Below are 24,867 nucleotides of genomic sequence, written 5' to 3' on the forward strand. Positions count from 1 at the left end.
AAAAAGGCCGATAAATCGGCCTTTTCAATATGTTACGCTAATACTTTTTCCGTGTTATACACCTGCTTTATCTGCTTTTGCACCACGCAATTTCGCGACTAATGCAGATATTTTGACTTTCGCGCCTGATGACAATGCACCAAGATCCGTCAAAATAATGTACAAGCAAGGCACTAACACCAAGGTGATCACCGTGGCAAACATAACTGCAAAGCCCAGAGATACCGCCATCGGAATAACAAACTTAGCCTGTAAGCTGGTTTCAAAGATGATTGGAATTACCCCAGCAAACGTCGTGATTGAGGTCAGTGTAATTGCACGGAAGCGCGCACAACCCGCCTCAACGACCGCGTCTTTTAGCTTAACACCTTCACGACGCACTTGGTTAACGTAATCCGTCATGACCAAAGAGTCATTGATCACAACACCGGCCGCCGCAATCAAGCCAAAGAACGACATCATGCTTAAATCTAGGCCAATCCATAAGTGACCCCAAATCGCACCAACCAAGCCAAATGGAATAACCGACATAACAATTAACGGCTGAGAATAGCTCTTCAAAGGCACCGCCAGAAGCATATACACAATCAACATACCTGCAATAAAGAATAGGATTTGTTCATCGGTTTGTGCCTGCTGCTCTTCAATTGAGCCTCCAAGTTCCGTTTTAATCGTTGGGAACTCTTCAAGTAACTTTGGTAATACATTGTCTTTAATGTTTTTGACCACCGCACTTGGTTCAACTTGTTGCTCATCGATGTTGCCGTACACGTAGACCGTACGATAGCCGTTGTCACGACGGATGTAGCTGATCCCTGGTTTTTCGATGAAATCGACCACATCACCCAACATTACCTCACGGCCTGTGGGCGTAGTGATCACCGAATACTTCAACGACGCCAACGCTTCACGTTCAAGTTCAGGGTAACGCACCATGACTTTCAACTCTTCACCGTCACGTAGCACACGTTGTGCTTCGCCACCGTAGAAACTCATACCCACTTGGTTTGCGACCGACGCGAGATCAAGACCTAAATCATAAGCTACCGGTTTTAAAACAAATTGAATCTCTTTGCTTTCTGGGTCAATTGATGAGCTGATGTCAAACAAGCCTTTTTCCTGTTGCAACATCGCAATCAATCGACGGCCCGCGGCATTCAATGTTGGCAAATCTGAACCATACAAGCGATAGCCGAATTCACCATCACGGTTACCACCACTGCCCACGTCATCGATGATAAGCAATGATTTCACACCCGCAATCGTCGGCATATGCTCACGCCAACGACGCGTCAATTCAAACGCATCAAACGGACGCAATTCTTCCTCAACAAGAGCGGTAAGTACTTGACCTTCCGTTCTTGATTCATTGAAGACAAAGTAGTTTTTAACCATCTTTTGGCCAAACTCAGCTTCGATTTCCGCATCCACTTGCTTCATCATGTCTTCGATTTGCGTCATCGCCGAAATAGTTTGCTCATCTGATACGTTGTCATTCATGGTAATGCTGATCAACGGGAAATCATGTGGCACTTTGGGCATTGGAACAACACGCACTAGATTTGCCGTGATAAGGCTAACACTGACAATCATCATTGCCACGAAAGCCGCAAGCACTGACCAGCGCCACTCCACACAGCGCTCGATAAAGCGTTTATATGGACCGTTTACAAAGCCAAAGAAGCGCTTATTAAAACGTACACGCCAGCTACCTTCTCGCATCGGTTTAAATGTGGTGTGTGCGATGTGTGCAGGTAGAATCCATTTCGACTCAATCAAACTAAACACCAAACACAAAATAACCACGATAGAAATCGACTTAAAGATCGCGCTTTCTGGTCCACTTGACATGACCATTGGCGCAAACACCGCGATGGTTGTTAACACCCCAAACGTCGCTGGCGTCGCAACTCGTTTCGCGCCAATAATAACGTTTTTAACGTTTGCCCCTTTTCGTTCAATTTCGGTGTAGGCGCTTTCCCCAATGACAATGGCGTCATCGACGACAATCCCCAGTACCATAATGAAACCAAACAAAGACGTAATGTTAATTGTGACACCGAAAATAGGCATCATCATGATGGCACCGAGGAAACACACCGGTAAACCAACCATAACCCAGAAAGCCAATTTAAAACGTAAGAAAATGGTTAGCATAATAGCGACGAGGATAGCACCTGCAATCATGTTGCTTTTCATCATTTCTAGACGAGCATCAAGGTAATAGGTCATGTCCACAATTGGTTCAATGTGAATACCAGGAGGCAGACTTGCGTTTTTCTCCTCAATGTATTTATGAACCGACGCCGCGACTGGCATCATGTTTTGGTCTTTTGTCGCTTTTACAGCAATGTAAACGGCGTTGGTGCCATTCAGTTTATTGTAGTATTCACCTTCTACGAACCCATCTTTGATAGTGGCTACGTCCTGTAATAATACTTTCGCACCGTTACTACCAACTTTGACGGGAATGTGGCGGAACTCTTCACCATGGTAATATTGGTTTTCAACACGCACCGCGATAATGCCACCTTCACTGCGAATTTGGCCGGCTGAAAAGTTTGCTGAATAGCCGCGAATCGCTGACGCAACCTGCGCAATCGTTAAATTATAGCGGCGCAGCATATCCGGTTCGATTTCAATCCCAATCTCATAGCTAGGTGTGAAACGCTCCACTATGGAAATATTACCGCGCTGTAGCAGTTCATCTTCTATTTGTTTGGCAAGCGGTTTCAGTTCTTGAATCGGCAAAGCGGCAGTCAACGCCATTTGAATGACGTCCTGTTTGAATTCCACTTGTTGAACACGTAATGGTTCCATCGCTGCTGGGAATGTAGCGATGCTGTTCACTTTTGCACGAATTTTATCGGTCACTTCCGTTAAATCTTCGTCTTTGTGAATTTCAAGTTGCGCAGCACCACCCCCACGAAACGAGCGATATACGCCTCGCTTAATCTCTGTAACATCTTTCAACGCTTCTTCTAGCTTGATAATGATGCTTTCTTCGATTTCTTGCGGTGACGCACCCGGGTAGTTTGCTTGCACGGTAACGTAGTTAATTTCTACGTTTGGAAACATCTGGCGTTGAATCGTAAAGTAGCTCACTAAACCCATGATGATGATGAAGAACATCAATAGGTTGGCAGCCACCGTATTATTCGCAAAATAGGCAATAATACCGTGTTCAGCGTCAGGTGTTACAGTGTGCTGTTGTTCACTCATGATCACTCCTTGGCTTTACAGCTTTTCCGCAGGCGTCGCGTTGCTTGATTCATCTTTTGAACCCGCAACTCGCACTGCCAACCCTTTCGTCGGGTACTCCGGCAATGTCATGACGATTTTATCGCTGCTTTCTAACCCTTCACCCACTAGGAAATAACCACCTTCCTCACGAATAACCCGCACTTTGCGTGGCTCTAATTTACCTTCGTCATTCATGACCCAGACGGTTTGGTTGTTAACCAAATCTTGAGGGAGCTTGAAAATTTGTTTCAGGGTCGCGCCTTTGAATGCCACGTTAACAAATGAACCGAATTTCATTGCTGGTTGGTTCGTTTTAAATCCGTATGGATCGTCCACTCGGACAACGAGGTGGCTCATACGTGTTGCGGTATCCACTACGCCTAAGTCGCGTGCAATTTTCGCTTCACGAGTAAAACCGTTGATGCCTTTGTTCGACACTTCTGCAGGCAATCCTTCGATACGATTTGGTAAAAAGACGCTATCAAAACCCGCAACTGGAATTTCAATTTCGCCTGTCTCAATATTGTTAAGCACGGCAAGTGGGTTACCTGGCGTAACAAATTGACCCAAACCCACTTCTCTTTTCACGACAATCGCGTCAAATGGTGCTGTAATGTCACAATTGGCAAGATCACGACGTGCGCGCTGTAAACCCGCTTTCGCAGACTTAACTGCGGCTTCCGCACTCATTACCTGAGGCTTGCGCAAAAATAAATCTGTGTGCTTTTTGTCTGGGAAACGACGCGCTTCATCCTTTGCCACTTCTGCTTTCGCACGCTCTTCAATTAACGCGGCTTCTGCACGCGCCAATTCAGCTTCCGCTTGCAATACTGCCGCTTCGTAATTGTCTTTCTCGATTTGCATCAAGACATCACCTTTAGCCACCAAGCCACCAGCAACAAAACTTTCGTGCCAGTACGTCACTTTGCCAGAAACTTGAGCCGCCAAACTAGTTCTTTCCAACGGTTTAAGTTCACCATAGCTTTGGATAACGACTTGATAATCGCTCGGCTCCATCGTTTCAACTTGTACGACAGGTCGCGTATCAACTTGCTTTTGCTCTTCGTCTTTCTTCGCAACGGCTGCTACACCCATCGACGCAGCGGCTCCGACAGCAATGAGGGCAAATGGCAGTGTCCATCTCATCACGCTCTTTTTCATGATCAGTCCTTCTCTAATTCTACTGGTCACATTGTAACAATATAAATATCAACAGAAAGGTGACATTTGTAAGTTTCTGTAACTTTTTTTACGGATTTTTATACAAAATAACCCTCTGCTTTTTGCATTAAATTTATTCTTAAAATGATCGTATTTGAATTAGGTCATTTGACACTTGATTTCCAACCATTTTTCCCGATAAATTGCATTAATGACAAGTAATCAGAGAGTTATGGAGATGGTCTGGAAAATTTTCGGATTGTGCAGTTTACTTTTAGTGGTTGGTTGTACAACAACGTCCATGCACAACCGTTCACTTGAAACACATTCTCCAGCACCTCTGAATATTGCAGAAAAGATCAATCATACTTTGTTTAATAAAGTTGCAATCCCTTCAGCATCTGAACTCTTTTCCTTACCAGATGAAGAACGCACTAAATTTTTTGCTTTTCAAGCGCACGCACGACGACTTGGGGCGCGAGAAGACAAGATTATTTTTAATTATTTAGAAGCCAAACTAGACGAGTTTACCTACGATGGACAAACTCTGACGGCCCAAGAAAGTTTGCAAGAAAATCATGGTAATTGCATTTCGCTTGCTATTCTCACTGAATCTTATGCCCAGCTCGCACATGTTCAAACTAGCTTTACTGAAGTCTCTAGCATTCCAATTTACCAAGTACAAAATGGGACTGTTTTAGTCGCGAACCACTTTAAAACAAAGTTACTTGCTCCCGAGGAAACACCAACGGAAAAAGGGTGGATTTCTTTTTCCAAAGCGGGCACCGTCGTCGACTATTTTCCTGAATTCGATTCCGTATTTATTGGCAATGCCACACGCACTGATTTAATCACGAAGTTTTACGCCAACCGAAGCGTCGATGCGTTGCTTGCCGAAGAATACGATCTCAGTTATTCCTATTTATTAGAAGCACTTACACTTTCACCAAATGATGCTGAACTGCTAAACCTTGCCGCACTACTCCACAAACGAAAAGGCGATTTCGATACTGCCAATAAGCTATTTGAATTCGGCTTTGAACAAAATGTTAAGAGCTACAACCTACTCAGCAACTACATCACACTACTCGATCCTATAGAGGATGCAACACGAATTGCCTTAGTGGAATCAGAATTTGAACAAGCCAGTACTACACCTATCGACTGGCTATTATTGGCGCAAGATTATGTGAGAAAAGACCAACTTAATACGGCCGAACGGTTACTTTCAAAAGTCATTGACGCCGTACCTTATTTACCTGAACCCTACATAGAGCAAGCCAAAATCCACTATCTCAGAGGCAATTTTACAAGAGCACGTGAACTACTCGCCACGGCAAGCCAAAAAACATCTCAAAAACATAAACTTGCTATAATCCAAGCGAAACAGACCGCCTTGTTACGTCTGAATGCTAAGGAATAAGAAAAGTAAAATATATGTAAATATATTATTAACACAAACTTTACACCTCTGTGTTGTACCACTATGGTTTGGTTGGATACATAATCAACAAAAAGGTACAACATGAAACATTTAACACCGTTATTGAGTCTTCTAGCGAGCTCGGTTGCCTTGGCAACATACGCATCCGAAACAAACGTTCAACCTTTGACCGAAGCACATATGCTGAAATACACACAGCAAGCGCAAAAGTTGTCTATCGGCAAAAAAGAAGTCGTCCATCGCAAACTCAACCAAGGTCATCAGCAACTGAATAGCGCAATGACTTCGCCTATTACTCAGACGATTTCGCATCCTGGTGCCAGCTACATTAAATTGCACTTTACCGATTTAGATTTGACGCAAGGTGGCAAACTTGTTGTTGCTTCTGCTGATGGCTCAGAGCGTTACGAATATACGGTCGACAATGCAAGCACCGCGTCATTCGATTTACGCCTTGGTGATACTGAAAACAAACAATTCTCGACGATGTCGGTATCAAGTGACACCGCTGTCGTTACCTTTTATCCTGGCGTTGACCAAGAGTCCCACTTTGGCGAAATCGACTTTTACTACCACGGCAATGAAGGTACTGTCGGCGAGGACACACTTATCAACGAAGAGATGAGCACCTTTTCAACATGCGGCTCAATGGAACGCAAAGATGTGCAATGTTGGGCACAAAACCATCCGGTTGAATTTGACCGCTCGCGCCCTGTGGCTCGACTATTAATCGCTGGCAGCAGCTTGTGTACAGCATGGCGAGTTGGTCCAGACAACCGCATGTTCACCAACAACCACTGTATCGAAAGCGCGCAAGAGTTGACGGCAACAGAAGTGTGGTTCAACTATCAGAACATCCAGTGTAATGGCTCAACGAAAGAGACCGTGGTGAAAGTAACGGGTAAAGATTTACTCAAAACCGACTACACACTCGACTACACACTCTTTACCGTTAATGACTTTGTGAAAACCGCACCATTTGGTTACTTCGGGTTAGATGTGCGTGACCCAGCTCAAAATGAACGCATCTATATTCCTCAGCACGGTTCTGGTAACCCGAAAGAACTGTCCATTGAGTCGGATAAAGATTCCAATGGTCTTTGCTCGGTCAATGAACCAACCGCAAACGGCCGTGGCACAGGCACGGACATCGGTTATTACTGCGACACCATCGGCGGTTCTTCTGGTAGTCCTGTACTTTCGGGCGACACCAATAAAGTGCTTGCGTTGCACCATTTAGGAGGCTGTACCAACAAAGGCGCTAAAATAAAGCAAATTTGGCCACAAGTGGCGAGCCACTTTAACAACCAAATTCCTGAAGGGGATAACTCAACAGGCACGCCACCACCGGTCGCACGCTTTACCTACAATTGTTCCGCGTTAACTTGTCAATTTGACGGTAGTGGCTCAACAGGCAATGTTCAATCACATCAATGGCAATTTGGTGATGGTGAGACTGCCCTGGGTGCTATTCAAAGCCACAGCTATACAACTGATGCCGTCTACGATGTAACTCTGACGGTCGTTGATGATAAGGGCAAGACGTCCGTCAACATGCAGACCGTAACCGTAGGTCAGGTGTTGGACGAAGCACGACTGGATAAAGGTGTGCCAAAAACGGGGCTGGAAGGTTCTCGTGGTAGCGAATTACGTTATTACTTCGATGTTCCGGCGGGCGTAAGCGTTTCAGTGAAAACGACGGGTGGCGCAGGTGATGCTGACTTATACGTGCAATTTGGTGCAGAACCGACCACCTCTGTCTATGACTGCCGTCCGTTTAAATCAGGAAACACAGAATCGTGCTCGCTGACTAACGGTGCTGGCCGCTACTTCGTCATGGTTCGTGGATACACCACGTTTTCAGGTCTTGAGTTGGTCGCAGATTATCAATAATCTCAACTAAATCGTTCATAAAATGAAAATCCGCTTGGCATGTACATCAAGCGGATTTTTACCTTATTAAACGGTGAACAATGATTATTGCCAAGACAAGATCGTTGATAATGTGTGGCTTTCATTCGGTTGAAGTGTCACAGCGTCTTCCATCACATTAGCCGCCTCGAGACATAACATCGTCAGGTATTCGTCATCACGGAAATTGCTTAAGCGCTTGGCCTTTTCTATCCATGGATTCCAAAGTACACAGGACGCTGAATGTTCACGTGCAACCCTCATCGTACCCTGAGGGGTATGTATTTTCTGAATGGCCGGCGCTTGGGTGTAGACCATGTCCGTTTCACGTGCAAAACCCACCTCGTCATTTTGCGCAAAAGGGCCTTCGCCAAATTCAATGTATTGCGCACCTTGCAAACCTTCTACCGTGGTTTTTTGAATGTCTGACGTTGGGAAGTACGTGTGTAGTGCTTGTGTGAGCGTAAACGGTGTGTCACCTAAGTTCGTGTTTGTGAGATCAACGCGCAATGAATGACCCAGTACAAAGGTTACAACTAATGACGATTTATGAGACCAAAACGTTGTGTCTACCGTGTCCATTGGTAACGCTAAGCGGATATGAATATCGCCGTTAATTTCTTCCACGTGTTTAAGCGACCAGAGTAACTTACGTGCAACACCGTGAATTGGCCAATCGGCCTTTTCATGGACACCAAACCAAGGCCAGCAAATTGGAATGCCGCCACGCACGGGTTTGCCCATTTGATAATCTTCATCACTGGATACCCAAATTAGCGGCGCTTGTCCTTTTGGGGTAAATTCGGTCAGTTGCGCACCTTGCAAAAAGATAGTGGCGTCACAGCGCGCGCTGTTTACTTTCAAATAAGATAGGCCGGATGCCATTTCATGTTGTGTAACCGTTGTTGGTAACTGCATAATTTGTCCTCAACGCGTTTTCCTTAGAGCAATTATGCAATGCGCGCAGAATTGTTCAAATAGGAAAAGTGACTTTATGAAGGAGTTTCACGTACCACCAAGTTTAACCGCCAATACGCGCTCTTTTTTGTGTTTAACTATGCCGCTTTTAAAGATATTTTCAATCCGCTTTCGACAGACCGAGTAGACTCGTGACTGCTTATTTATGCTTAGCAACGAACGTTTTTAGCAATTTTCCAACCCTGTGATAAGCTAGATCTTAGGTCCTACTCACTTTATTTGCCTATGAAATTTTTATTAACTAAACGTTTTTGGCTTCATATTGCAGGCATTGCTTTTGTCGGACTGGGGTTTCTTGGGATGGCACTTCCTGTGATGCCCACAACTGTATTTTTCATTCTTGCCTTAGTCTGTTTCACCCGCTCGTCACCTGAATTCGCCCAGCGCTTGTTGGATCACCCCAAATACGGTCCATCTCTGCGGTTATGGCAAGATCACCGTGTTATTCCTATGAAAGGTAAATGCATGGCGGGTACTGGCATGCTTCTTGGGTTTGTGGTTTTATGCTTTACGAGCGCGCCTCTTTGGGTCATGTTTATGGTGGGCGGCATTGAATTAGCCGTACTCTACTACATTTGTACGCGCCCTTCTAAAGTGCCTTCTCAATGTGTCCTTAAAAGACCTGTCGGTTGAAAAGTAGGTACACCCAACGAGTAACCATTCCCTTTAACCAACCAGAGAAACGGCCAATAACACGCCCAAAAGCTAAACACGACATCCGATAAAAAATGACCACCCTGAATAATGCGCACCACTCCGACAGTCGCACCGAGCAAGACACCTAGCTGCCACCAGCGGCGGCGACCGAACACCCAGCCAAACAGCATAAAATAAAATCCAATGGCGGCATGCCCACTGACAAAAGAACAATTGCGACGACATTCGCCAGAATAAGCAAACGCTGAGGAAAAGTGTTTCTCACCCGAAAATTGTTCAATTTGATGGGGCCGAGCTCGGCCAAGTGAGTTGTCTTTGATAATGGTGTTAACCAAAATACCGGGAACAAACACCAGTGCGATAGTCATAATTTTCAGTTGCTTAAGTCGGCATTCGCGTAGTTCATTCTTTTTATCAACCCAGAAATAACGGACAAACACACACACAAAGCCAAGGAGTAAAACATAATGGATCTTGGCAAATGTCCAATAGATCACTTGCACCAAATCATTGTTTGCAAGAAAAAAGTGACCATCACGGAAGAACCAGCTCGATACAACAATATCCAGAATGGGAAATTGCACAAACACCACAATACAGACCAAACAGCCGATCACGTCAGCTCGCTGTAACCAAGCACACTTACTCGAATTAGCACCCTTCATAACCATTGAACCCTGATACTTGATATAAATACAATTTCCGTGTGAGCGTGGGGTAAACATCAACGCTCACAGGTGCTAGCGCTTGCACCTGTTGAAAACAACCGTGCAATGCTTTTGGTGTTTCACTTAAGAACAGATAACGCTCGTTGTATTGTGCGGTTAGTGGGTAATTTAGTTGGTAGTGATCCTTGATGATCCCAGAAGGATTAAAACTACGCACTTGAATTCCCGACCCCTCGGTAAAATCACTGCGATAAAAATGGACATACGACAATAACGCTCGAGAATCACTCAGATAGACCGTGTTTTGAGGTTGCTCTGGTATCGCCAACACCAATTCTCGCCACCCGCTCACCCGTTGATATGGCGTATTTTTTTTGGTGGGTTCAATCTGTAACGCGCTTTGAATCTGAGGGTAACTATAGAACAGCCCAATAAGCAGAACATTGACGAATATGGCAGCCTTGAGCACGGCGATTTTCCCACGATACACCAACCAATAAGCGGCTAGTAAACTCCCTCCAACATACGTCGGTGCGGCCCAATTTGCGTTCGCGTGAGAAAGCAACGCTTGTACCATCATTGCCAGTAGCATCGGAAAGGTGACACACATCAACAGCAACGTCGTTGACGCGAGTTTTTGTCGCCACACCCACACGGTTAAAACCCAGAATGCAACTGGACCAAACGCAAAAACTTGGCCAGCGGTAAATTCTAACCAGCGCAATGGATGCAATAACGGTTGGTTAAGCTTTGAAATCTCAGCGGTGTGTTGGAAACTAATAAAATCGTGTGCTGCGTTCCACAGTAGATTAGGTAAAAATAGAACAAACGCAATGAGAACAGCCAAAAGCAAACCTAACGTGTTTTCGCGCTTACGCTCAGCCTTATCTAGTCCGATATAGGCAAACAACCCAATCATCAAAACGCACATCGTGTATTTAGACAATATACCTAGACCCAACGCAGCACCCAGACTCACCCAATAGAGCCATTTTCTCGTTTTTAACGCTGCAACAAAACTCCAAACAGCAACGCTCCAAAAAAACAATAATGGTGCATCCGTGGTCACAAACAGGCTATTAAAGCCAATTAAAGGGGCTGTAAAAAAGAGGATTGCGGCACTGTCGGCTACGTCTGTGCGTTGCCAAAGTCGCATCGCAATCTGTCGAATTACCAGCGCCGTGCAAAAATACAACAGGGCCGAACTCAATCTAACGGCCCACTCTGCATGACCAAAAATAGACGTGGTTGCCGCAATAAGCCACGCAATCATAGGCGGCTTGGAGTAATAACCAAAATCAAGTTGGGTAGACCAGAAATGATAATACGCTTCGTCGTAAAACAGCGCTAAATTGTGAAAGGGCCCAATCAATATATGCGCGAGAAGCAGAACCAAAAGCATTGGCACTGTGTAATTTGCACTTGAGTTTATCCCTGATTTGTCTAGCGCAGCACCTTCCACCTAATCCTCCAAAGGCTTTTAACAGAGTTAAAATTGCTTAAGGTATTCGTGCAGTCTGAAAAATTAGTGTGACAAATTGATGATGAATTTTGGAATCGCCGATGACATATAACATTCAAAAAATGAATAGATGATTTACATTTGATTTATTTTTTAGATTAATACAATCTAGTTAAGTCGTTATCCTTCTCACAAATCCTGCCCTATAGTGTAGGCTATAAATTGCGCAATTCGAAACATTGCACACTGTCACCAATAAACGGTAAGGATCTAACGATGGATAAACACAATACAAATTCGAGTGGAAAATGTCCCTTTATGCACGGCGGCAACACGCGCCTAGGCGGGTCGGGTACCAAAAATGTCGATTGGTGGCCAAATCAACTGAATCTCCGCATCCTTCATCAAAATGACACGAAAGTTAATCCATTAGGTGAGACGTTCAACTACGCTGACGCGTTTAATTCACTTGATTTTGCTGAGGTAAAAAAAGACTTAGCGAATGTGATGACCGATTCAAAAGCTTGGTGGCCTGCCGACTATGGTCACTATGGCCCATTTATGATCCGCATGGCGTGGCACGCGGCGGGGACTTATCGTACAGGTGACGGACGAGGTGGCGCATCAACAGGTAATCAACGCTTCGCACCACTCAACAGCTGGCCAGATAACGCTAATTTAGACAAAGCTCGCCGCTTACTGTGGCCAGTAAAGCAAAAATATGGCAACCGTTTATCTTGGGCTGACTTGTTTATTCTTGCGGGTAACGTAGCCCTTGAAACTATGGGGTTGAAAACATTTGGGTTTGGGGGAGGCCGTGAAGACATTTGGGAACCTGAAGAAGACGTTTATTGGGGGGCAGAATCCACGTGGCTTGATAACGAGCGTTACAGCGGTGAACGTGACCTAGATAACCCGCTCGCGGCGGTACAAATGGGTTTAATCTATGTAAACCCTGAAGGGCCAGATGGCAACCCTGACCCTCTCGCCTCCGCGAAAGACATTCGGGAAACCTTTGCCCGAATGGCGATGAACGACGAAGAAACCGTTGCATTGACGGCTGGCGGCCATACGTTTGGTAAATGCCACGGAGCAGGCGATGCCGCGCTCGTTGGGCCAGAACCAGAAGCCGCGCCATTGGAAGAAATGGGCTTTGGCTGGACAAGCAAACACGGAAAAGGCCATGGCAGTGACACTATCACCAGTGGCATTGAAGGGTCTTGGACACCGAATCCTACCCAATGGGACAATGGCTACTTTGAGGTGCTTTTTGGCTACGAATGGAAACTCGCAAAGAGCCCTGCTGGCGCACAACAATGGGTTCCTATCGATTTAAAACCAGAACATCACGCACCAGACGTCGAAGACGCGTCCAAACGAGTTGGGATCATGATGACTACAGCCGATATGGCCATGCGTGAGGACCCGATTTACCGCGAAATTTCTTTACGGTTCTTGAACAACCCAGATCAATTTGCCGACGCCTTTGCACGCGCGTGGTTTAAACTGACTCATCGCGACATGGGACCAAAAGTACGTTACTTAGGCCCTGAAGTACCCACTGAGGAGTTGATTTGGCAAGATCCAGTGCCAGCTCGAGACTTCGATTTAATTGATGCACACGACATTAAGGCGCTGAAGCAAGCCATACTCAACACCGGTATCGCACCTCATGCCTTGATCTATACAGCTTGGTCGTCCGCCTCAACCTTCCGAGGTTCAGACAGCCGAGGTGGTGCAAACGGCGCTCGTATTCGACTTGCACCACAAAATACGTGGGAAGTGAATCAGCCAAACCAACTCGTTCAAGTGTTAGCGGCGCTCGAAAAAGTACAAACGCAATTTAACCATGCCCAAGAAAGCAACAAACGAGTGTCTCTTGCGGATCTGATTGTGCTCGCTGGTGCCGCAGCGATTGAACAAGCCGCCCAGTTAGGCGGTATTAACCTTGAAGTTCCTTTTACAGCAGGTCGTACCGATGCAACGGCAGAGCAAACGGACGCAGAATCGTTCTCGGTTCTTGAACCCATTGCTGACGGATTCCGTAACTATCAAAAACAGCAGTACACGTTTTCTGCCGAAGAGTTGCTGTTAGATAAAGCGCAACTGTTAGGCCTTACGGCTCCTGAAATGACCGTACTGGTCGGTGGTTTACGCGCACTCAACGCCAATTATAACGCGCAGAGCTTAGGGGTACTAACACCTCGTCCTGGCGTTTTGAGTAATGATTTCTTTGTGAATCTATTAGACATGGAAACGAAATGGTTTGCGAAAGATGACGCACAACAAACGTTTGATGGCCGCTGCATTCACTCGGGTAAAATCAAATGGACAGCGTCACGCGTCGACCTCGTGTTTGGCTCAAACTCACAATTGCGTGCACTCAGTGAAGTATATGGGGCAAGCGATGCGAACGAACGTTTCGTTAATGATTTCGTTCGAGCTTGGAATAAAGTGATGAACGCCGATCGTTTCGACATTTAATTTTACGGTATCAACATCTACCCACTCTCCTAATGGGTAACAAACAAAGGGCACTATGTGCCCTTTTCTTATCTTCGTTATGGAAATGAATAACGCAAAATACGTTTTAAGACCGACGTATATTGACGCCAAAAAGGGCCTGTGTTGTAGGGCACATCGTATTTTGCAAACACCGCTTGCACTTGAGGCGCAACCTCTTGATACCGTGACGAAGGCATGTCTGGAAACAAATGATGTTCGATTTGGCAACTGAGGTGTCCTGTTAACACATGAAACCAGTGCTTACCTTGTAAATTCGACGACCCCAATGCCTGTCTGAAATACCATTGACCCTGTGATTCATTTACGCAATCCGCTTCTTTGAAGGTTTGCACAGCCTCAGTAAAGTGACCGCAAAAGATGATGGTTGAAGTCCACACGTTGCGCAGTAAATTAGCCAGCAAATTCCCGCCTAATACCCAAAGAAATGCAGGTCCAGCTAATAAGGGAAAGAGCACATAATCTTTGACTAGCTGTCTTGCCCCTTTGCTGAAGAAACGTCGCTTAAGCTCTTCATGCGACACTTTGCCATCGCGATTGGCTTTTTTCTTCCCCATAAAAACACGCTCAGCGGCCAGTTCGTGATAAGACACACCCCATTGAAACAACACACTCAATAAAAGGTAGGTCACAAACTGCCACAAGTTCTTCACGCGCCAACGGAAATCATTCGATAAACGCAGCAAACCGTAACCAAAATCTCGGTCCTTACCAATGATATTGGTGTAGGTGTGATGCTCAAAATTATGTACGCGATTCCAGCTTTGCCCATCACATGCAATGTCCCATTCGTAGGTTTTCGAGTTAAGCTGTTTGTCGTTCATCCAATCGTATTGCCCATGCATGACATTATGACCGATTTCCATGTTGTCGAGAATTTTAGCCAGAGCAAGCAAAATAACACCTACCGCCCACAACCAAGGCATCCAAAAACCGGCGACTAACAGTATACGTCCGCTCCATTCAAAATAACGTTGACGACGAACGACACGACGAATGTAGTCTGCATCCGTTTGACCTACTTTCGCTAACGTCGAGGCCTTGATGTCATCAAGTTCTTTGGCAAAAGCGATTAAGTTTTGTTCGTTCATAACGCAATCTCCACGTCCGTCACCGCTTGCACAACACACAATTGAATTAACGATTCACCGGCATCCGACAATGCGCCAGTACGCATGTCTCGAACTAGACCTTGCTTCTTAACACACTGACATTGATGACAAATCCCCATACCACACCCTCGCCTTACCGAAACATGTTGTTGTTCTAATTGATCAAGCAACGAGCGTTGATTGTCCACAGCATACTGATTGTGAGCGACTTTCACGACGTGCTCGGTGCGCTCAGCCATATTGATGTGCGTTGCCAAACCAAAAGGTTCATCAAAGTACGTTACGTTTGCTGCAAGACTCTGCGTTGCAACCTGCTCCATTACCGCTTGTGGTCCACAACAGAAAACCACCGGGGCATCGAGATCGTTAAGGTAATGCGTCAGTGGCTTAAACTCAGCACGCCCAATCGGAAAATAGGAAAAATGCGCAAAACGCGCAGCAAGTGCATTGAGTTCTTTTTCTGCTAGATGTTCGCCGGTGCGAGCGATATAAATGAGTTTGACGGGATTACACGCTTCACTTAAATGTTGCGACAACATGGCTAAGAAAGGCGTGATCCCTGAGCCTCCTGCAATCATGAGCGTCGATCCCATTTTCCTTTGGGGAAACAGAAACGTCCCTTGAGGTGCTGAAATGTTACACCAGCTTTCACTGGCTAAATACGTGGTTAAGTGAGGCGTAAAGCGACCTAGCTCATGCGTTCTGATAAGCAATCGAACTAACCCAGATGCACGATATTGCTCGGGAGAACTGGCAATGGTAAACACTCGAGTACGCAGTTGACCATTCATTTCAACCGTTAACTCAAGGTGTTGACCTGCCTTATGAATAGGCCAAGTCGACTCTGGTGCTAACCAAAGTTCAAGGTATTTTTCATTTATTGGTTCAATGCAGGCGACTTCTGCACGGTAAAACCCTGCCCGCCACGCAGGCTTAAACCGTTGCATGATAGGCTCTAAATACCCAGCCAGTTGTTGGTGGTGCAAAAACCACTGCGTCATTGTATCAATCATAGCATGTGCCTTATTTCAGCGTACACTTGTAAGCTCACTCAGCGCACAAGTGTACGCCAAAATTTCAAAATGGCAACGGTGATTAGAGTAAAAACTCTTCAATGTATCCGAGCAGTGACCAAACCGGCGGAAAAACACCGTGAGAAGTGGCAAAAGTGGAAGGTTCAGGTTGGCATAATGATTTGACGAACAGAGATGGGAAATACCCGAAGGGTACTGCATTGAAGAGAAAAAAGGCTTCAAAAAGAAGCCTTTAATTTGCTCAACCGCATCGAAACTTAGACGCTTTCAAGCGCTAACTCTATCATTTGTTTGAAGGATTTTTGACGAGCTTCAGCACTGGCGTGCAGATCTTGCGTAATGTGATCGGACACCGTTAACAACGTGAGCGCTTTTGCTCCATAAAAACTTGCTACGCCGTACAGCCCCGCCGCCTCCATTTCAATACCCAATACACCCATGCGTTTTATAACGTCAAACATTTCGGGTTCGGGTGTGTAAAACAGATCAGACGAAAACACATTCCCAACGCGGATTGGGATGGCGTGTTGTTGTGCCGTTGTCACCACCCGATTCAATAAAGAAAAGTCGGCTAACGCCGCGAAATCATGCCCAGCAAAACGCTGTCGATTGGTTTTAGAGTCCGTAGAAGCCCCCATCGCAATGACGATGTCGCCCAATGCGATGTCGTCCTGTACCGTTCCGCAACTGCCCACGCGAATAAGATGCTTAACCCCAAAATGCGTCACCAGCTCTGTGGCGTAAAGTGCGCAACTAGGGATCCCCATCCCAGTCCCCATCACAGAGACTCGTTTACCTTTGTAATACCCCGTAAAACCCAGCATGTTGCGTACGGCATTCACTTGCACCACATCGGTTAAATAGGTTTCAGCGATAAACTTAGCACGCAACGGATCGCCTGGCAGTAATACCGTATCAGCAAACGCACCTAGCTCAGCTTGAATGTGTGGCGTTGCCATTTTAGTACCCCGTCTGTGTGGTGGTGTTCTGTGCAGCTGAGCCAAGCACTTGCAGTACGTCGCTCAATAGCCCTGACGCACCAAAACGGAATGTAGCAGGCGAGACCCAATCTGCCCCCATGATGTGCTGAGCGAGTTGAATGTATTTGCGAGCTTCGGCCACCGTCCTCACACCACCAGCGGCTTTAAACCCGACCGGTTTACCGCTGACTTGAATTGCCTTCAACATAATTTCAGCCGCGTCCAAGGTCGCATTGATTGACACTTTACCCGTACTGGTTTTAATGAAATCCGCGCCTGCGCGAATGGCAATTTCACTGGCTTTTTGGATGGCTTCAGGGGTTTGCAACTCACCTGATTCGATGATCACTTTCAATAGAACACGCTCACCGCAAGCTTGCTTGCAAGCAGACACTAGCTCAAAGCCAATTTGCTCATTGCCAGCCAAAAGCGCGCGGTAGGGAAAGACCACATCGACTTCGTCCGCACCGGTTTTTACCGCGTCTGCGGTCTCACGAACCGCACTGTCTACATCTGGATTGCCATGTGGGAAATTGGTGACAGTCGCAACAAATACCTCGTTACCTAGGGTTTGTTTTGCGAGTTGAACAAATTGCGAATACACACATACCGCCGCGACATGCCCTGCTTTTTGGTTAGTTTGCGCGCACAGTTGAGAAATTTGCTCGTTTGTATCGTTCTCATTTAACGACGTTAAATCCATGCAACGTAACGCAATCAGCGCCGCGTCATGATCTGATAAAGTGTTTAAGGCCATGCTTTTCTCCTTACCATGAAAAGAATGATCCCAGAACAACGAAAGGGAGCAGGCAAACTTGCCTCGATAATACTCATCCCACTCATCCGTTCTAAGAACATGAGTGGACTTGGTTCCTTGAAGACTTACCGTGGTAATTCAAATCCGTTTAAACCGCCTGCATTTTAAACCGACCATTTAGAAAATAGCCACCAAAATGCTACTAAAGTCATGCTTTGTTGCGCTAGCGCAAAGTATCGAAACACCGACAAACACGTAGCGCTCGCTACGGCGTATTATCCTTTGGGAAGAAAGTCAGATAGCAACAGAGCAATTCCAAGAAACGACATAAATCCAGCAATATCTGTGATGGTAGTCAACACGATCGACGACGATTGCGCAGGGTCTAAGCCAAATTTTTTGAGCGCGATCGGCACAATAGCCCCGGAACTACCAGCGATGACTAACGATGAAATCATGGCCAGCGCAATCACTGCCGCTAAGCCAATGGATTGACTCCACAAATACACGCCAAGTCCACACGTGACCGCGATGGCTGCGCCATTCATCAAGCCCACAAACATTTCCTTGATCATCACTTGATACCACTGTCTTGTGGATATTTCACGCAACGTCAACCCGCGCATCGTTACCGCTAGGGCTTGTGCACCCGCGTTACCCGATTGACCCGCCGCAACGGGCAATAAAATGGCCAGCGCCGTGACTTGCGCAATCAACCCTTCAAACGCGCCGACGACGGCCGCCGCCGCAAAGGCTGTGAGCAAGTTAATTTGCAGCCACGGTAAACGTTTTTTTACCGCAAACCAACTACTCGACAAAGCCTTCTCATCTTTACTAGCCCCCACCATCGTCTGCATATCACTCGCGAGTTCTTCTTTGGTGGATTGATACACATCGAAAAAGCGCACTTGCCCAACTAATTGCATATGCGCATCAAACACAGGCAGTGTTCTGCAACGCAGACCTTCAAACAATTCGATGACACTGTCTTTATGATCCATGACGTTCAACCGTGCTTTCACTGGGCTGGCAAGGTTTGCGAGGGTTTGTGTCGACACACTGGCTACCAGCGTATTCAGTGTGATCTCGCCGACGACTTCTCGAGCACTGTTGAGTACGTATATCACGTCAGCCACGGGGCGACTCTGATTTTTGAGCTGCGACATAGCATCACGCACGGTCAAATCGCCATAAAATGCCTGCACATGGCAACTCATCATTCGCGCAGCGGTATTCTCAGGGTATTCCAGTAAATCGCTTAATTCTTGGCTTATGTCTGCGTGGGTTTCGTGCAGTTGATTCAATAAGGCAGACTGACGTTCAGGCTCAAATTTATGCAGCAAACCTATGGCAATATGGCTTTCGAGCTCGGCAATAAAGGTCACTTGAAATGCCAAGGGAAAGGCCTGAAAGAGCGCTTCTGACACATTTGGCGTTAAGTATTTCCACACTCGCAAGACTACGTGCATGGGCTGACTTTCCAACAATGTTGCTGCTTCTTTAGGCAGTAACGACGCCAAATGCTGCGCGCTTTTAAGTGGATAATGGCTTAAGAAGGTCTCGCTAAGTTGTTCTGCAACCGAGTCGAGTTTAGCAATCGAAAGTGTCATGATTTAGCTCCTTGTCCTGTGGAAGGCATGACTAACTCAAACAAGCTCGCTATTGAACGTGTATAAGCATCAACTAAATCAGGCGTATCAAACGTTTGTTGGTTATCTCGTTGAAAACGGTTGAGTGCTGCTCGCAGACGATGATGTTGAAGAACACCGATAAACTCGCCCGTTCGATTCACAACAGCAACACAGTCCGTTTGCTTCCACAATGGCGATTGCAGTGCCGCGGCCAACTCGGTCACACCACTTAGCGCATCACTTTGCATGCGCATCGTTGCTGCAATCGATTCATGGGGTGATAACCTGAGTACATCGTATAAAGATACTTGACCGACCAACTTACGCTCCGCATTCAGCACAAACAGACGTTCACTGCCTTGGTAACGGCGCTTTTTAAGTCGTAGCAACACCTCTTCTACACTCATTTTGTCATCCAAAACCAACGTCGAAGCTTCTATCCAAGCGCCAACCGTGTATTCTGGGTAACTCACCAACATTTTGCATAAAGTTTGTTTTTTGAGAGACAAAAGCGCGAGTTTTTGTGCAAAAAAAGGTTCGTCTAGATGCCTAAAAATGGCGGCGATGTCTGTCGTATTCAATGCATCGAGCCAACGCGTTGCCTCAACATCATCGATGTGCATAAACAACTCCGCGGCAAAACTCGGGTGCGTTACTTTCAGTACCTTTATTGCCGCTTCCAAAGGCAGCGTTTTGATCAGCTCAACCGCGACCTCAGGCGATTGCAGCTCCAACCGCCGCGCTGCTCCCGCGGGTTCTTCTTGCAAAAAATGCTGTGCGAGTTTTAATGACAATGAAGACATAGCCGCTTCCTCTACTGTGAAGATTCGTTAACTGACGCGGCTTGCGCCGAACAAGGCTGTTGAAGGAAAACACTGGCGGGGATCAGTGTGCGGCCTTTTTCGGTTTCAATCACGACCATTGTTCCGGTAATTTCCGTTAACTTACCAGACAGACCTGCAATCTCAATTTGGTCATTGACCCGGCAATGGCGAAGTACTTGGCGTGCGGCCACCGTGTTTGCGATTAAATCTCGGCTTCCAAGTCCGAACGCAAGCGCAATACCAAAACACATCACACCTGTAAGCACGATAACCAAATGTGTCACGAACTGAATATTGATACCCAGTTGTTCAACACCAATAACGACAGCGGTGAAGAGCACAATGAGTTTTGCAACACGAGCAGCGGTGTCGACACGCGAAAAACCTATCGACTGCGCACTCGCTCGCGCCATCACGCTTATCACGTTGCCAGCTAAATAGCCGCCGATAATGATAAGCACACCAGCAATAAGCTTAGGTAAATAGCCAAACAATGACGCTAACCAGCCGCTAAAAAAATCTAACCCAAGAGAAGACGCCGCTGCCGCGAAAAAGAACATCATCGTAAGCCAAAAAACGACCCGACTAATAAGCAACATGTGGTTGGGGCGAAGTTGAAACGGCTTATCAGAGTGCAGTTTTTGGCTAAACCCAATCGCTGCGCGATTGGTAAACGCAAGGAAGCCCGCGGTCACTTTGCTGAGTAACCACGCCACCAGCCATCCGATGAGTAACAAAACCAACACCGCGGTCACTTGCGGCAAGTAGCTAACGATTTGATAAACAAGGTGTTCATAGCTACCCGCCAGAATACTTTGCCAATCATTGGTATTTTGAGCACTTTCCATTCGCGCCTCCGAAACAGTTAGTTAAGCATCGACTCGCCATCGAGAGGCGCTATTCTCATCCTATTGTGATGACTGGATGATGTATTGTCCAGAAATTGCACACCCTTTTTGGTTCGAATGAATAAAAAAATCCTTATAAAAACAAATAAATAAAAAAACTTTCAAAAAAACGCCTTTGACGTGTCAACCGAATGAGCGGTCACCCGTTTTATAGATTGTGACGCTTATGACACATCATAACAGGAGATAACCTCATGAATTTTAAAAAAAGCCTATTAAATCTTAGTGTTGTATTACTTGCCGTGGGTGGAATGAATGCGGCGTACGCGGACAATCACGAAGCCCGTGGAGGACACCAGGGTAAACAAAAAGGCGGTGAACATCGCCTTTCGGGCAAATTTAAACACCTTGATGCAGATGAAAGTGGTGCCATTACACTTGATGAAATGACCGCGAATATCGCGGACCAAGCGCAGAAAAAGCTGACTCGCGCGGATAGCGACACCAGTGGTGCAATAAGTTTAGAAGAGTATTTAGCAGCAAAACCCCATGTCCACGACTATTCAGCGATTGCTGACGCATTAGTCGAATGTGTCGCAGCGATAAAAGCTGAATCGGGAGATGACAACATTGTTGTACCTGAGGCAAGCAAATTTACTTCGCCTGAAGCCAAGTTTGCAGTTATCGACGCAAATTCGGATGGCGGTATCACGCTTGAAGAGCTACAAACACATATGCAAACGCAGATAGAAAGTGCGTTTACGACAATGGATTCGGACAGCAACGGTGAAGTCACGCTTGAAGAATTTACTGCGGCGGCCGAAGTGAGAAAAGCCACAAAACACGCAGTAAAACAATGTGCTGAAGAGTTGCTCGACGACGAAGAGTAATCGTCAAACGGAAAAGCAAGTTTGCTTGCTTTTCCCCATTCTTTAACCCCTCAACGCCGACCATCTCTCGACATCAACCTGTCCGTGCTTCGCCCTTTCACGACACGCTTCTCTAAATTCATAAAATTGATATAGACTAATCAACCTATTATCTGAATTGTTGACTACACCATGCGTTTTGGATCACAACTCTTTGCGCTCAGCCTCGGCATGCTGCCTACCTACGTATTTGCCCATCAGTTTTACGTCAGTTATGACCAAAGCCAACAGACGCATAATGTGCTCGATACGACGGCCACGGTCGATGCAACTGGCAGCACACTCACGACCAGTTTCGAGCTTAACGACCAATGGCAATGGTCTTTTAATGTTGGTCGCGCATCTGGCAACGAGCCTTTCAACGAGCGTCTAAGTACCAACCTCGAGACCAAACACCTAAGCAGTACACTGAGTTTTTACCAAGATGCTTGGTCTTACTCGCTTAATGTTGCACGTTACCGTGATGAAGTGGCCGTTTTACGCCCTGACGCTCGAGAGTTGTTCACCAGTAGCGCCGCCTCACCAAGCATCAGTATTGCTGCACAATATCAATTCCCGATAACAAATTGGTATTTCGGACTCGATGTGGGGCTCAGTTACGGCGAATACGAAATAGACTCCGTAGCAACAAAAGATCGTAATGTAACCACCCGTACAGAGGAAGACAGTGCGAGCGTAACAGCTTCGATTGGCCTTACAGCCTCCTATTGGATTGAAATAACCCAATCACAAAGTCTGTATCTCGGAAGCAGTATGTATTGGGATCAAGTACTAGATTCAGATCATTCGCAAACGCAAATTCGAGCGACTCGTACACCCAGAACAAGGCAGCCCGCCACCGTTCGTCGTCAGCAATTTGAAGGGGGTTATCGCGATGAAAACTCAGGCCAACTGAGTGTGTTTGTAACCTACGGATTTGCTTCAGATTGGTCTCTTGCCGCCAGTTACGCGTATCCACTTAACAGTGATTACAGTGATGATGCTTTTTCGGTCATGTTGGGCTATCAATTCTAGCCCAACATACGGATACATTAGTGCCCACCGCGTTTGGGCGGACGCACAGGGTTATTTTGGCGACTTCGTTTAAATTGCTCTCGTAGCTGCTTTTGCTTATCTATCGGCAAACGTTTAAATTTAGCGTGCGCATCACGAATTTTACGTTGTTCCGCCAAGGGCAACTGTTTGAAGCGTTTAAAATTCTCGCTTAACGCTTGACGCTTTTCCGCGGGCATCGCCTCCCACGTTTTGTATTGTTCACTCACTTGTTGGCGCTGTTGCTCATCCATCGACAACCAACGTTTTGCACCAAGTCGAAGCGTTTCTTGCTCTTGGCTCGACAGTGCTGACCAACCGGACTTAAATTCTGCAAGCACCTGTTGCTCGCTTGCACTCAATGATTGCCAACTGTCTGATGCAAAAGACGATGCTGACAAGAAAAGCGCAAAACACAAACACATTATTTTTTGCATTCGTTTTTACTCCTATCACACTTCACATCCACCTCATCTCTACGTTTGTTCTCTTGCTCAAGTAATGCGTCCATATCGAGTGGACCGACCCATTCTTCATTCACTCGTTCAAGCTCAGCGAGATACATTAAAAAGGCTTTGCTTGGTGTCGATTCATTAACAATAGGTGATTCGGGCTTAACCTTGAGGTCATTTTGTCCTACACACGGTATCGCCACGCAAATCAGCGACGCACTCATAAAATTAAAGTATCTGTTGGTTTTCATTTGCCGCCAACCACGTTGCAAACTCAAGATCTTCCAACAACGCCAAATCTTCCGATGGCACATCTGCACTCGCCACATTTGGCATTACTGTGATTGACGGCACGGATTGTGACTGCCAACTGGGCCACAACAGCACGGCAAACAACACCGCAAAACTCAGGCCTATCGAATAGGTTACGGGGTGCATAAACCAGTGAGGTTTTCGTTGAGAACGTGCTGCAAGCGCCTCTTGTCGTGCCGCGCGAATAGCGCGCACCGTTTTATCACTCATTTGCGCGTTGTGAGCATCAAGGGCTTGGATCATCTGCTGCTCGAGCGGTTCTTGATTATCCTTTGTCATCTTGCCCCTCCAATACGACTTTTAATTTAGCGACTGCACGCGAGTAGTGCGTTTTCACACTTCCTTCCGAACACCCCATTACGTCCGCCGTTTCTTTTACCGAGAGCCCTTCCCAACTGCGCAATAAAAAACATTGTTGTTGCTGCGTAGGTAACGCTTTCAGTACCGTCAGTGATTGTGCTTGTTGTTCCGCCTTTGCCCATTGTTCATCCGGCTCACTTAACGGCGAATCCGCGTTGTCGGGCCAATCCATTTCATCATCGGAGTCTTGGTTGCGCCAGAAAAACAGCATGTTTTTTAACTTTTGCTGGCGCTGCCAATCTCGGATCGCGTTTTGCAAAATTTTATAAAACAATGGTTTCCACTGTTCGCAAGGTTTGTCACTGTAATGGATGACCAATTTCGTCATCGCCTCTTGCAACACATCCAATGCGTCGGCATGACTACCTAGCGCCATTTCCGCCATCCGGTAGCCCTTGCGTTCGACCTGCTGTAAAAATGCGTCCATGCTCACAGGGAAAGTCTGTGTCGATGCATGATTGGATACCATACTGGTGCTAACGTGTTGAATTGTTGTTTTATCCTATCACAAAGACTGAAAATTGCGCGTTTCTACACCTTATAACGTTC

General features: G+C 46.3%; 22 protein-coding genes. 6 read left to right on the plus strand and 16 right to left on the minus strand.

All coding sequences use genetic code 11. The features are described from left to right. Nucleotides 1-54: 54 nt before the first annotated feature. Nucleotides 55-3,222 carry an efflux RND transporter permease subunit gene (locus NI389_RS09850; RefSeq protein ID WP_308359639.1) on the minus strand — a complete coding sequence of 1,056 codons (3,168 nt, stop codon included), beginning with the start codon at nt 3,220-3,222 and terminating at the stop codon, nt 55-57. Between the two features lie 15 nt (nt 3,223-3,237). Continuing rightward, a complete protein-coding gene (locus tag NI389_RS09855; RefSeq protein WP_308359641.1) occupies nt 3,238-4,404 on the minus strand; it encodes an efflux RND transporter periplasmic adaptor subunit in 1,167 nt (388 codons plus the stop codon). A gap of 238 nt (nt 4,405-4,642) precedes the next feature. Here NI389_RS09855 and NI389_RS09860 point away from each other — a divergent pair, with 238 nt between their 5' ends. After that, nucleotides 4,643-5,827, plus strand: coding sequence for a tetratricopeptide repeat protein (locus NI389_RS09860; protein WP_308359642.1), 1,185 nt, complete (start codon nt 4,643-4,645; stop codon nt 5,825-5,827). A 102-nt stretch (nt 5,828-5,929) separates the two neighbouring features. Further along, on the plus strand, nt 5,930-7,741 hold the full coding sequence (locus tag NI389_RS09865) for a pre-peptidase C-terminal domain-containing protein (protein WP_308359643.1): 1,812 nt from the start codon (nt 5,930-5,932) through the stop codon (nt 7,739-7,741). Nucleotides 7,742-7,825: 84 nt separating this feature from the next. Here NI389_RS09865 and NI389_RS09870 read toward each other — a convergent pair whose 3' ends face one another. After that, on the minus strand, nt 7,826-8,677 hold the full coding sequence (locus tag NI389_RS09870) for a D-hexose-6-phosphate mutarotase (RefSeq protein WP_308359644.1): 852 nt from the start codon (nt 8,675-8,677) through the stop codon (nt 7,826-7,828). Nucleotides 8,678-8,962: 285 nt separating this feature from the next. Between NI389_RS09870 and NI389_RS09875 the strand changes: the two genes are divergently transcribed. Continuing rightward, nucleotides 8,963-9,370 carry a YbaN family protein gene (locus NI389_RS09875; protein ID WP_308359646.1) on the plus strand — a complete coding sequence of 136 codons (408 nt, stop codon included), beginning with the start codon at nt 8,963-8,965 and terminating at the stop codon, nt 9,368-9,370. Here NI389_RS09875 and NI389_RS09880 read toward each other — a convergent pair. Beyond that, entirely contained in the window at nt 9,340-10,059 is a 720-nt protein-coding gene (locus NI389_RS09880) for a phosphatase PAP2 family protein (protein ID WP_308359648.1), read from the minus strand. The genes NI389_RS09875 and NI389_RS09880 overlap by 31 nt on opposite strands. Beyond that, complete coding sequence (locus NI389_RS09885; protein WP_308359650.1) at nt 10,046-11,524, minus strand: ArnT family glycosyltransferase; 1,479 nt, start codon at nt 11,522-11,524, stop codon at nt 10,046-10,048. Before NI389_RS09885 ends, NI389_RS09880 begins: the two co-directional genes overlap by 14 nt. Nucleotides 11,525-11,800: 276 nt before the next feature. On the opposite strand from NI389_RS09885, the gene katG reads away from it, so the two are divergent. Then, nucleotides 11,801-14,008 carry a catalase/peroxidase HPI gene (gene katG, locus NI389_RS09890; protein ID WP_308359652.1) on the plus strand — a complete coding sequence of 736 codons (2,208 nt, stop codon included), beginning with the start codon at nt 11,801-11,803 and terminating at the stop codon, nt 14,006-14,008. Nucleotides 14,009-14,085: 77 nt separating this feature from the next. Here katG and NI389_RS09895 read toward each other — a convergent pair whose 3' ends face one another. From NI389_RS09895 to NI389_RS09925, 7 genes are all read right to left on the minus strand, one after another. Further along, complete coding sequence (locus NI389_RS09895) at nt 14,086-15,138, minus strand: fatty acid desaturase family protein (protein WP_308359653.1); 1,053 nt, start codon at nt 15,136-15,138, stop codon at nt 14,086-14,088. Continuing rightward, nucleotides 15,135-16,172 carry a flavin reductase family protein gene (locus NI389_RS09900; RefSeq protein WP_308359655.1) on the minus strand — a complete coding sequence of 346 codons (1,038 nt, stop codon included), beginning with the start codon at nt 16,170-16,172 and terminating at the stop codon, nt 15,135-15,137. The genes NI389_RS09895 and NI389_RS09900 overlap by 4 nt, the downstream gene beginning before the upstream one ends. Before the next feature lie 278 nt (nt 16,173-16,450). Then, the gene (deoD, locus tag NI389_RS09905) at nt 16,451-17,152 is read right to left on the minus strand and encodes a purine-nucleoside phosphorylase (RefSeq protein WP_308359657.1); all 702 of its coding nucleotides are present in this window, start codon (nt 17,150-17,152) and stop codon (nt 16,451-16,453) included. Between the two features lies 1 nt (nt 17,153). Continuing rightward, entirely contained in the window at nt 17,154-17,930 is a 777-nt protein-coding gene (gene deoC / locus NI389_RS09910; RefSeq protein WP_308359659.1) for a deoxyribose-phosphate aldolase, read from the minus strand. Nucleotides 17,931-18,205: 275 nt separating this feature from the next. Beyond that, a complete protein-coding gene (locus NI389_RS09915) occupies nt 18,206-19,540 on the minus strand; it encodes a magnesium transporter (RefSeq protein ID WP_308359660.1) in 1,335 nt (444 codons plus the stop codon). Then, nucleotides 19,537-20,364, minus strand: a complete 828-nt coding sequence (locus NI389_RS09920; RefSeq protein ID WP_308359662.1) for a magnesium transporter MgtE N-terminal domain-containing protein — start codon at nt 20,362-20,364, stop codon at nt 19,537-19,539. Before NI389_RS09920 ends, NI389_RS09915 begins: the two co-directional genes overlap by 4 nt. Before the next feature lie 11 nt (nt 20,365-20,375). Further along, entirely contained in the window at nt 20,376-21,233 is an 858-nt protein-coding gene (locus NI389_RS09925) for a mechanosensitive ion channel family protein (RefSeq protein ID WP_308359663.1), read from the minus strand. Between the two features lie 254 nt (nt 21,234-21,487). On the opposite strand from NI389_RS09925, the gene NI389_RS09930 reads away from it, so the two are divergent. Next, nucleotides 21,488-22,123: an EF-hand domain-containing protein gene (locus NI389_RS09930; RefSeq protein WP_308359666.1), complete on the plus strand. Its 636-nt coding sequence runs from the start codon at nt 21,488-21,490 to the stop codon at nt 22,121-22,123. A 171-nt stretch (nt 22,124-22,294) separates the two neighbouring features. Next, the gene (locus NI389_RS09935) at nt 22,295-23,176 is read left to right on the plus strand and encodes a hypothetical protein (RefSeq protein WP_308359668.1); all 882 of its coding nucleotides are present in this window, start codon (nt 22,295-22,297) and stop codon (nt 23,174-23,176) included. Between the two features lie 17 nt (nt 23,177-23,193). Here the strand turns inward: NI389_RS09935 and NI389_RS09940 are convergent, their stop codons facing one another. Genes NI389_RS09940 through NI389_RS09955 form a run of 4 tightly spaced genes read right to left on the minus strand, consistent with a single transcriptional unit; the run spans nt 23,194 to nt 24,787 of the window. Continuing rightward, on the minus strand, nt 23,194-23,631 hold the full coding sequence (locus NI389_RS09940) for a DUF3106 domain-containing protein (protein ID WP_308359670.1): 438 nt from the start codon (nt 23,629-23,631) through the stop codon (nt 23,194-23,196). Beyond that, nucleotides 23,619-23,897: a hypothetical protein gene (locus NI389_RS09945; protein WP_308359673.1), complete on the minus strand. Its 279-nt coding sequence runs from the start codon at nt 23,895-23,897 to the stop codon at nt 23,619-23,621. The genes NI389_RS09940 and NI389_RS09945 overlap by 13 nt, the downstream gene beginning before the upstream one ends. Beyond that, nucleotides 23,875-24,237, minus strand: a complete 363-nt coding sequence (locus NI389_RS09950; RefSeq protein ID WP_308359675.1) for a DUF3619 family protein — start codon at nt 24,235-24,237, stop codon at nt 23,875-23,877. The genes NI389_RS09945 and NI389_RS09950 overlap by 23 nt, the downstream gene beginning before the upstream one ends. After that, nucleotides 24,224-24,787 carry an RNA polymerase sigma factor gene (locus tag NI389_RS09955; protein ID WP_308359676.1) on the minus strand — a complete coding sequence of 188 codons (564 nt, stop codon included), beginning with the start codon at nt 24,785-24,787 and terminating at the stop codon, nt 24,224-24,226. Before NI389_RS09955 ends, NI389_RS09950 begins: the two co-directional genes overlap by 14 nt. Between the last annotated feature and the right edge of the window lie 80 nt (nt 24,788-24,867).

Origin of the sequence: Pseudoalteromonas xiamenensis (genome assembly GCF_030994125.1) — a bacterium.
Classification (GTDB): Bacteria; Pseudomonadota; Gammaproteobacteria; order Enterobacterales; family Alteromonadaceae; genus Pseudoalteromonas; species Pseudoalteromonas xiamenensis_B.

Bases quoted from the DNA above. Each gene is read 5' to 3' on its own strand.
- NI389_RS09875 (WP_308359646.1), top strand. From the start codon at position 8,963: ATGAAATTTTTATTAACTAAACGTTTTTGGCTTCATATTGCAGGCATT.
- deoC (WP_308359659.1), bottom strand. From the start codon at position 17,930: ATGGCCTTAAACACTTTATCAGATCATGACGCGGCGCTGATTGCGTTA.
- NI389_RS09880 (WP_308359648.1), bottom strand. From the start codon at position 10,059: ATGAAGGGTGCTAATTCGAGTAAGTGTGCTTGGTTACAGCGAGCTGAC.
- NI389_RS09860 (WP_308359642.1), top strand. From the start codon at position 4,643: ATGGTCTGGAAAATTTTCGGATTGTGCAGTTTACTTTTAGTGGTTGGT.
- NI389_RS09940 (WP_308359670.1), bottom strand. From the start codon at position 23,631: ATGCAAAAAATAATGTGTTTGTGTTTTGCGCTTTTCTTGTCAGCATCG.
- NI389_RS09920 (WP_308359662.1), bottom strand. From the start codon at position 20,364: ATGTCTTCATTGTCATTAAAACTCGCACAGCATTTTTTGCAAGAAGAA.
- NI389_RS09915 (WP_308359660.1), bottom strand. From the start codon at position 19,540: ATGACACTTTCGATTGCTAAACTCGACTCGGTTGCAGAACAACTTAGC.
- NI389_RS09870 (WP_308359644.1), bottom strand. From the start codon at position 8,677: ATGCAGTTACCAACAACGGTTACACAACATGAAATGGCATCCGGCCTA.
- NI389_RS09930 (WP_308359666.1), top strand. From the start codon at position 21,488: ATGAATTTTAAAAAAAGCCTATTAAATCTTAGTGTTGTATTACTTGCC.
- NI389_RS09950 (WP_308359675.1), bottom strand. From the start codon at position 24,237: ATGACAAAGGATAATCAAGAACCGCTCGAGCAGCAGATGATCCAAGCC.
- NI389_RS09955 (WP_308359676.1), bottom strand. From the start codon at position 24,787: ATGGTATCCAATCATGCATCGACACAGACTTTCCCTGTGAGCATGGAC.
- NI389_RS09850 (WP_308359639.1), bottom strand. From the start codon at position 3,222: ATGAGTGAACAACAGCACACTGTAACACCTGACGCTGAACACGGTATT.
- NI389_RS09900 (WP_308359655.1), bottom strand. From the start codon at position 16,172: ATGATTGATACAATGACGCAGTGGTTTTTGCACCACCAACAACTGGCT.
- NI389_RS09855 (WP_308359641.1), bottom strand. From the start codon at position 4,404: ATGAAAAAGAGCGTGATGAGATGGACACTGCCATTTGCCCTCATTGCT.
- NI389_RS09935 (WP_308359668.1), top strand. From the start codon at position 22,295: ATGCGTTTTGGATCACAACTCTTTGCGCTCAGCCTCGGCATGCTGCCT.
- NI389_RS09945 (WP_308359673.1), bottom strand. From the start codon at position 23,897: ATGAAAACCAACAGATACTTTAATTTTATGAGTGCGTCGCTGATTTGC.
- katG (WP_308359652.1), top strand. From the start codon at position 11,801: ATGGATAAACACAATACAAATTCGAGTGGAAAATGTCCCTTTATGCAC.
- deoD (WP_308359657.1), bottom strand. From the start codon at position 17,152: ATGGCAACGCCACACATTCAAGCTGAGCTAGGTGCGTTTGCTGATACG.
- NI389_RS09895 (WP_308359653.1), bottom strand. From the start codon at position 15,138: ATGAACGAACAAAACTTAATCGCTTTTGCCAAAGAACTTGATGACATC.
- NI389_RS09865 (WP_308359643.1), top strand. From the start codon at position 5,930: ATGAAACATTTAACACCGTTATTGAGTCTTCTAGCGAGCTCGGTTGCC.
- NI389_RS09925 (WP_308359663.1), bottom strand. From the start codon at position 21,233: ATGGAAAGTGCTCAAAATACCAATGATTGGCAAAGTATTCTGGCGGGT.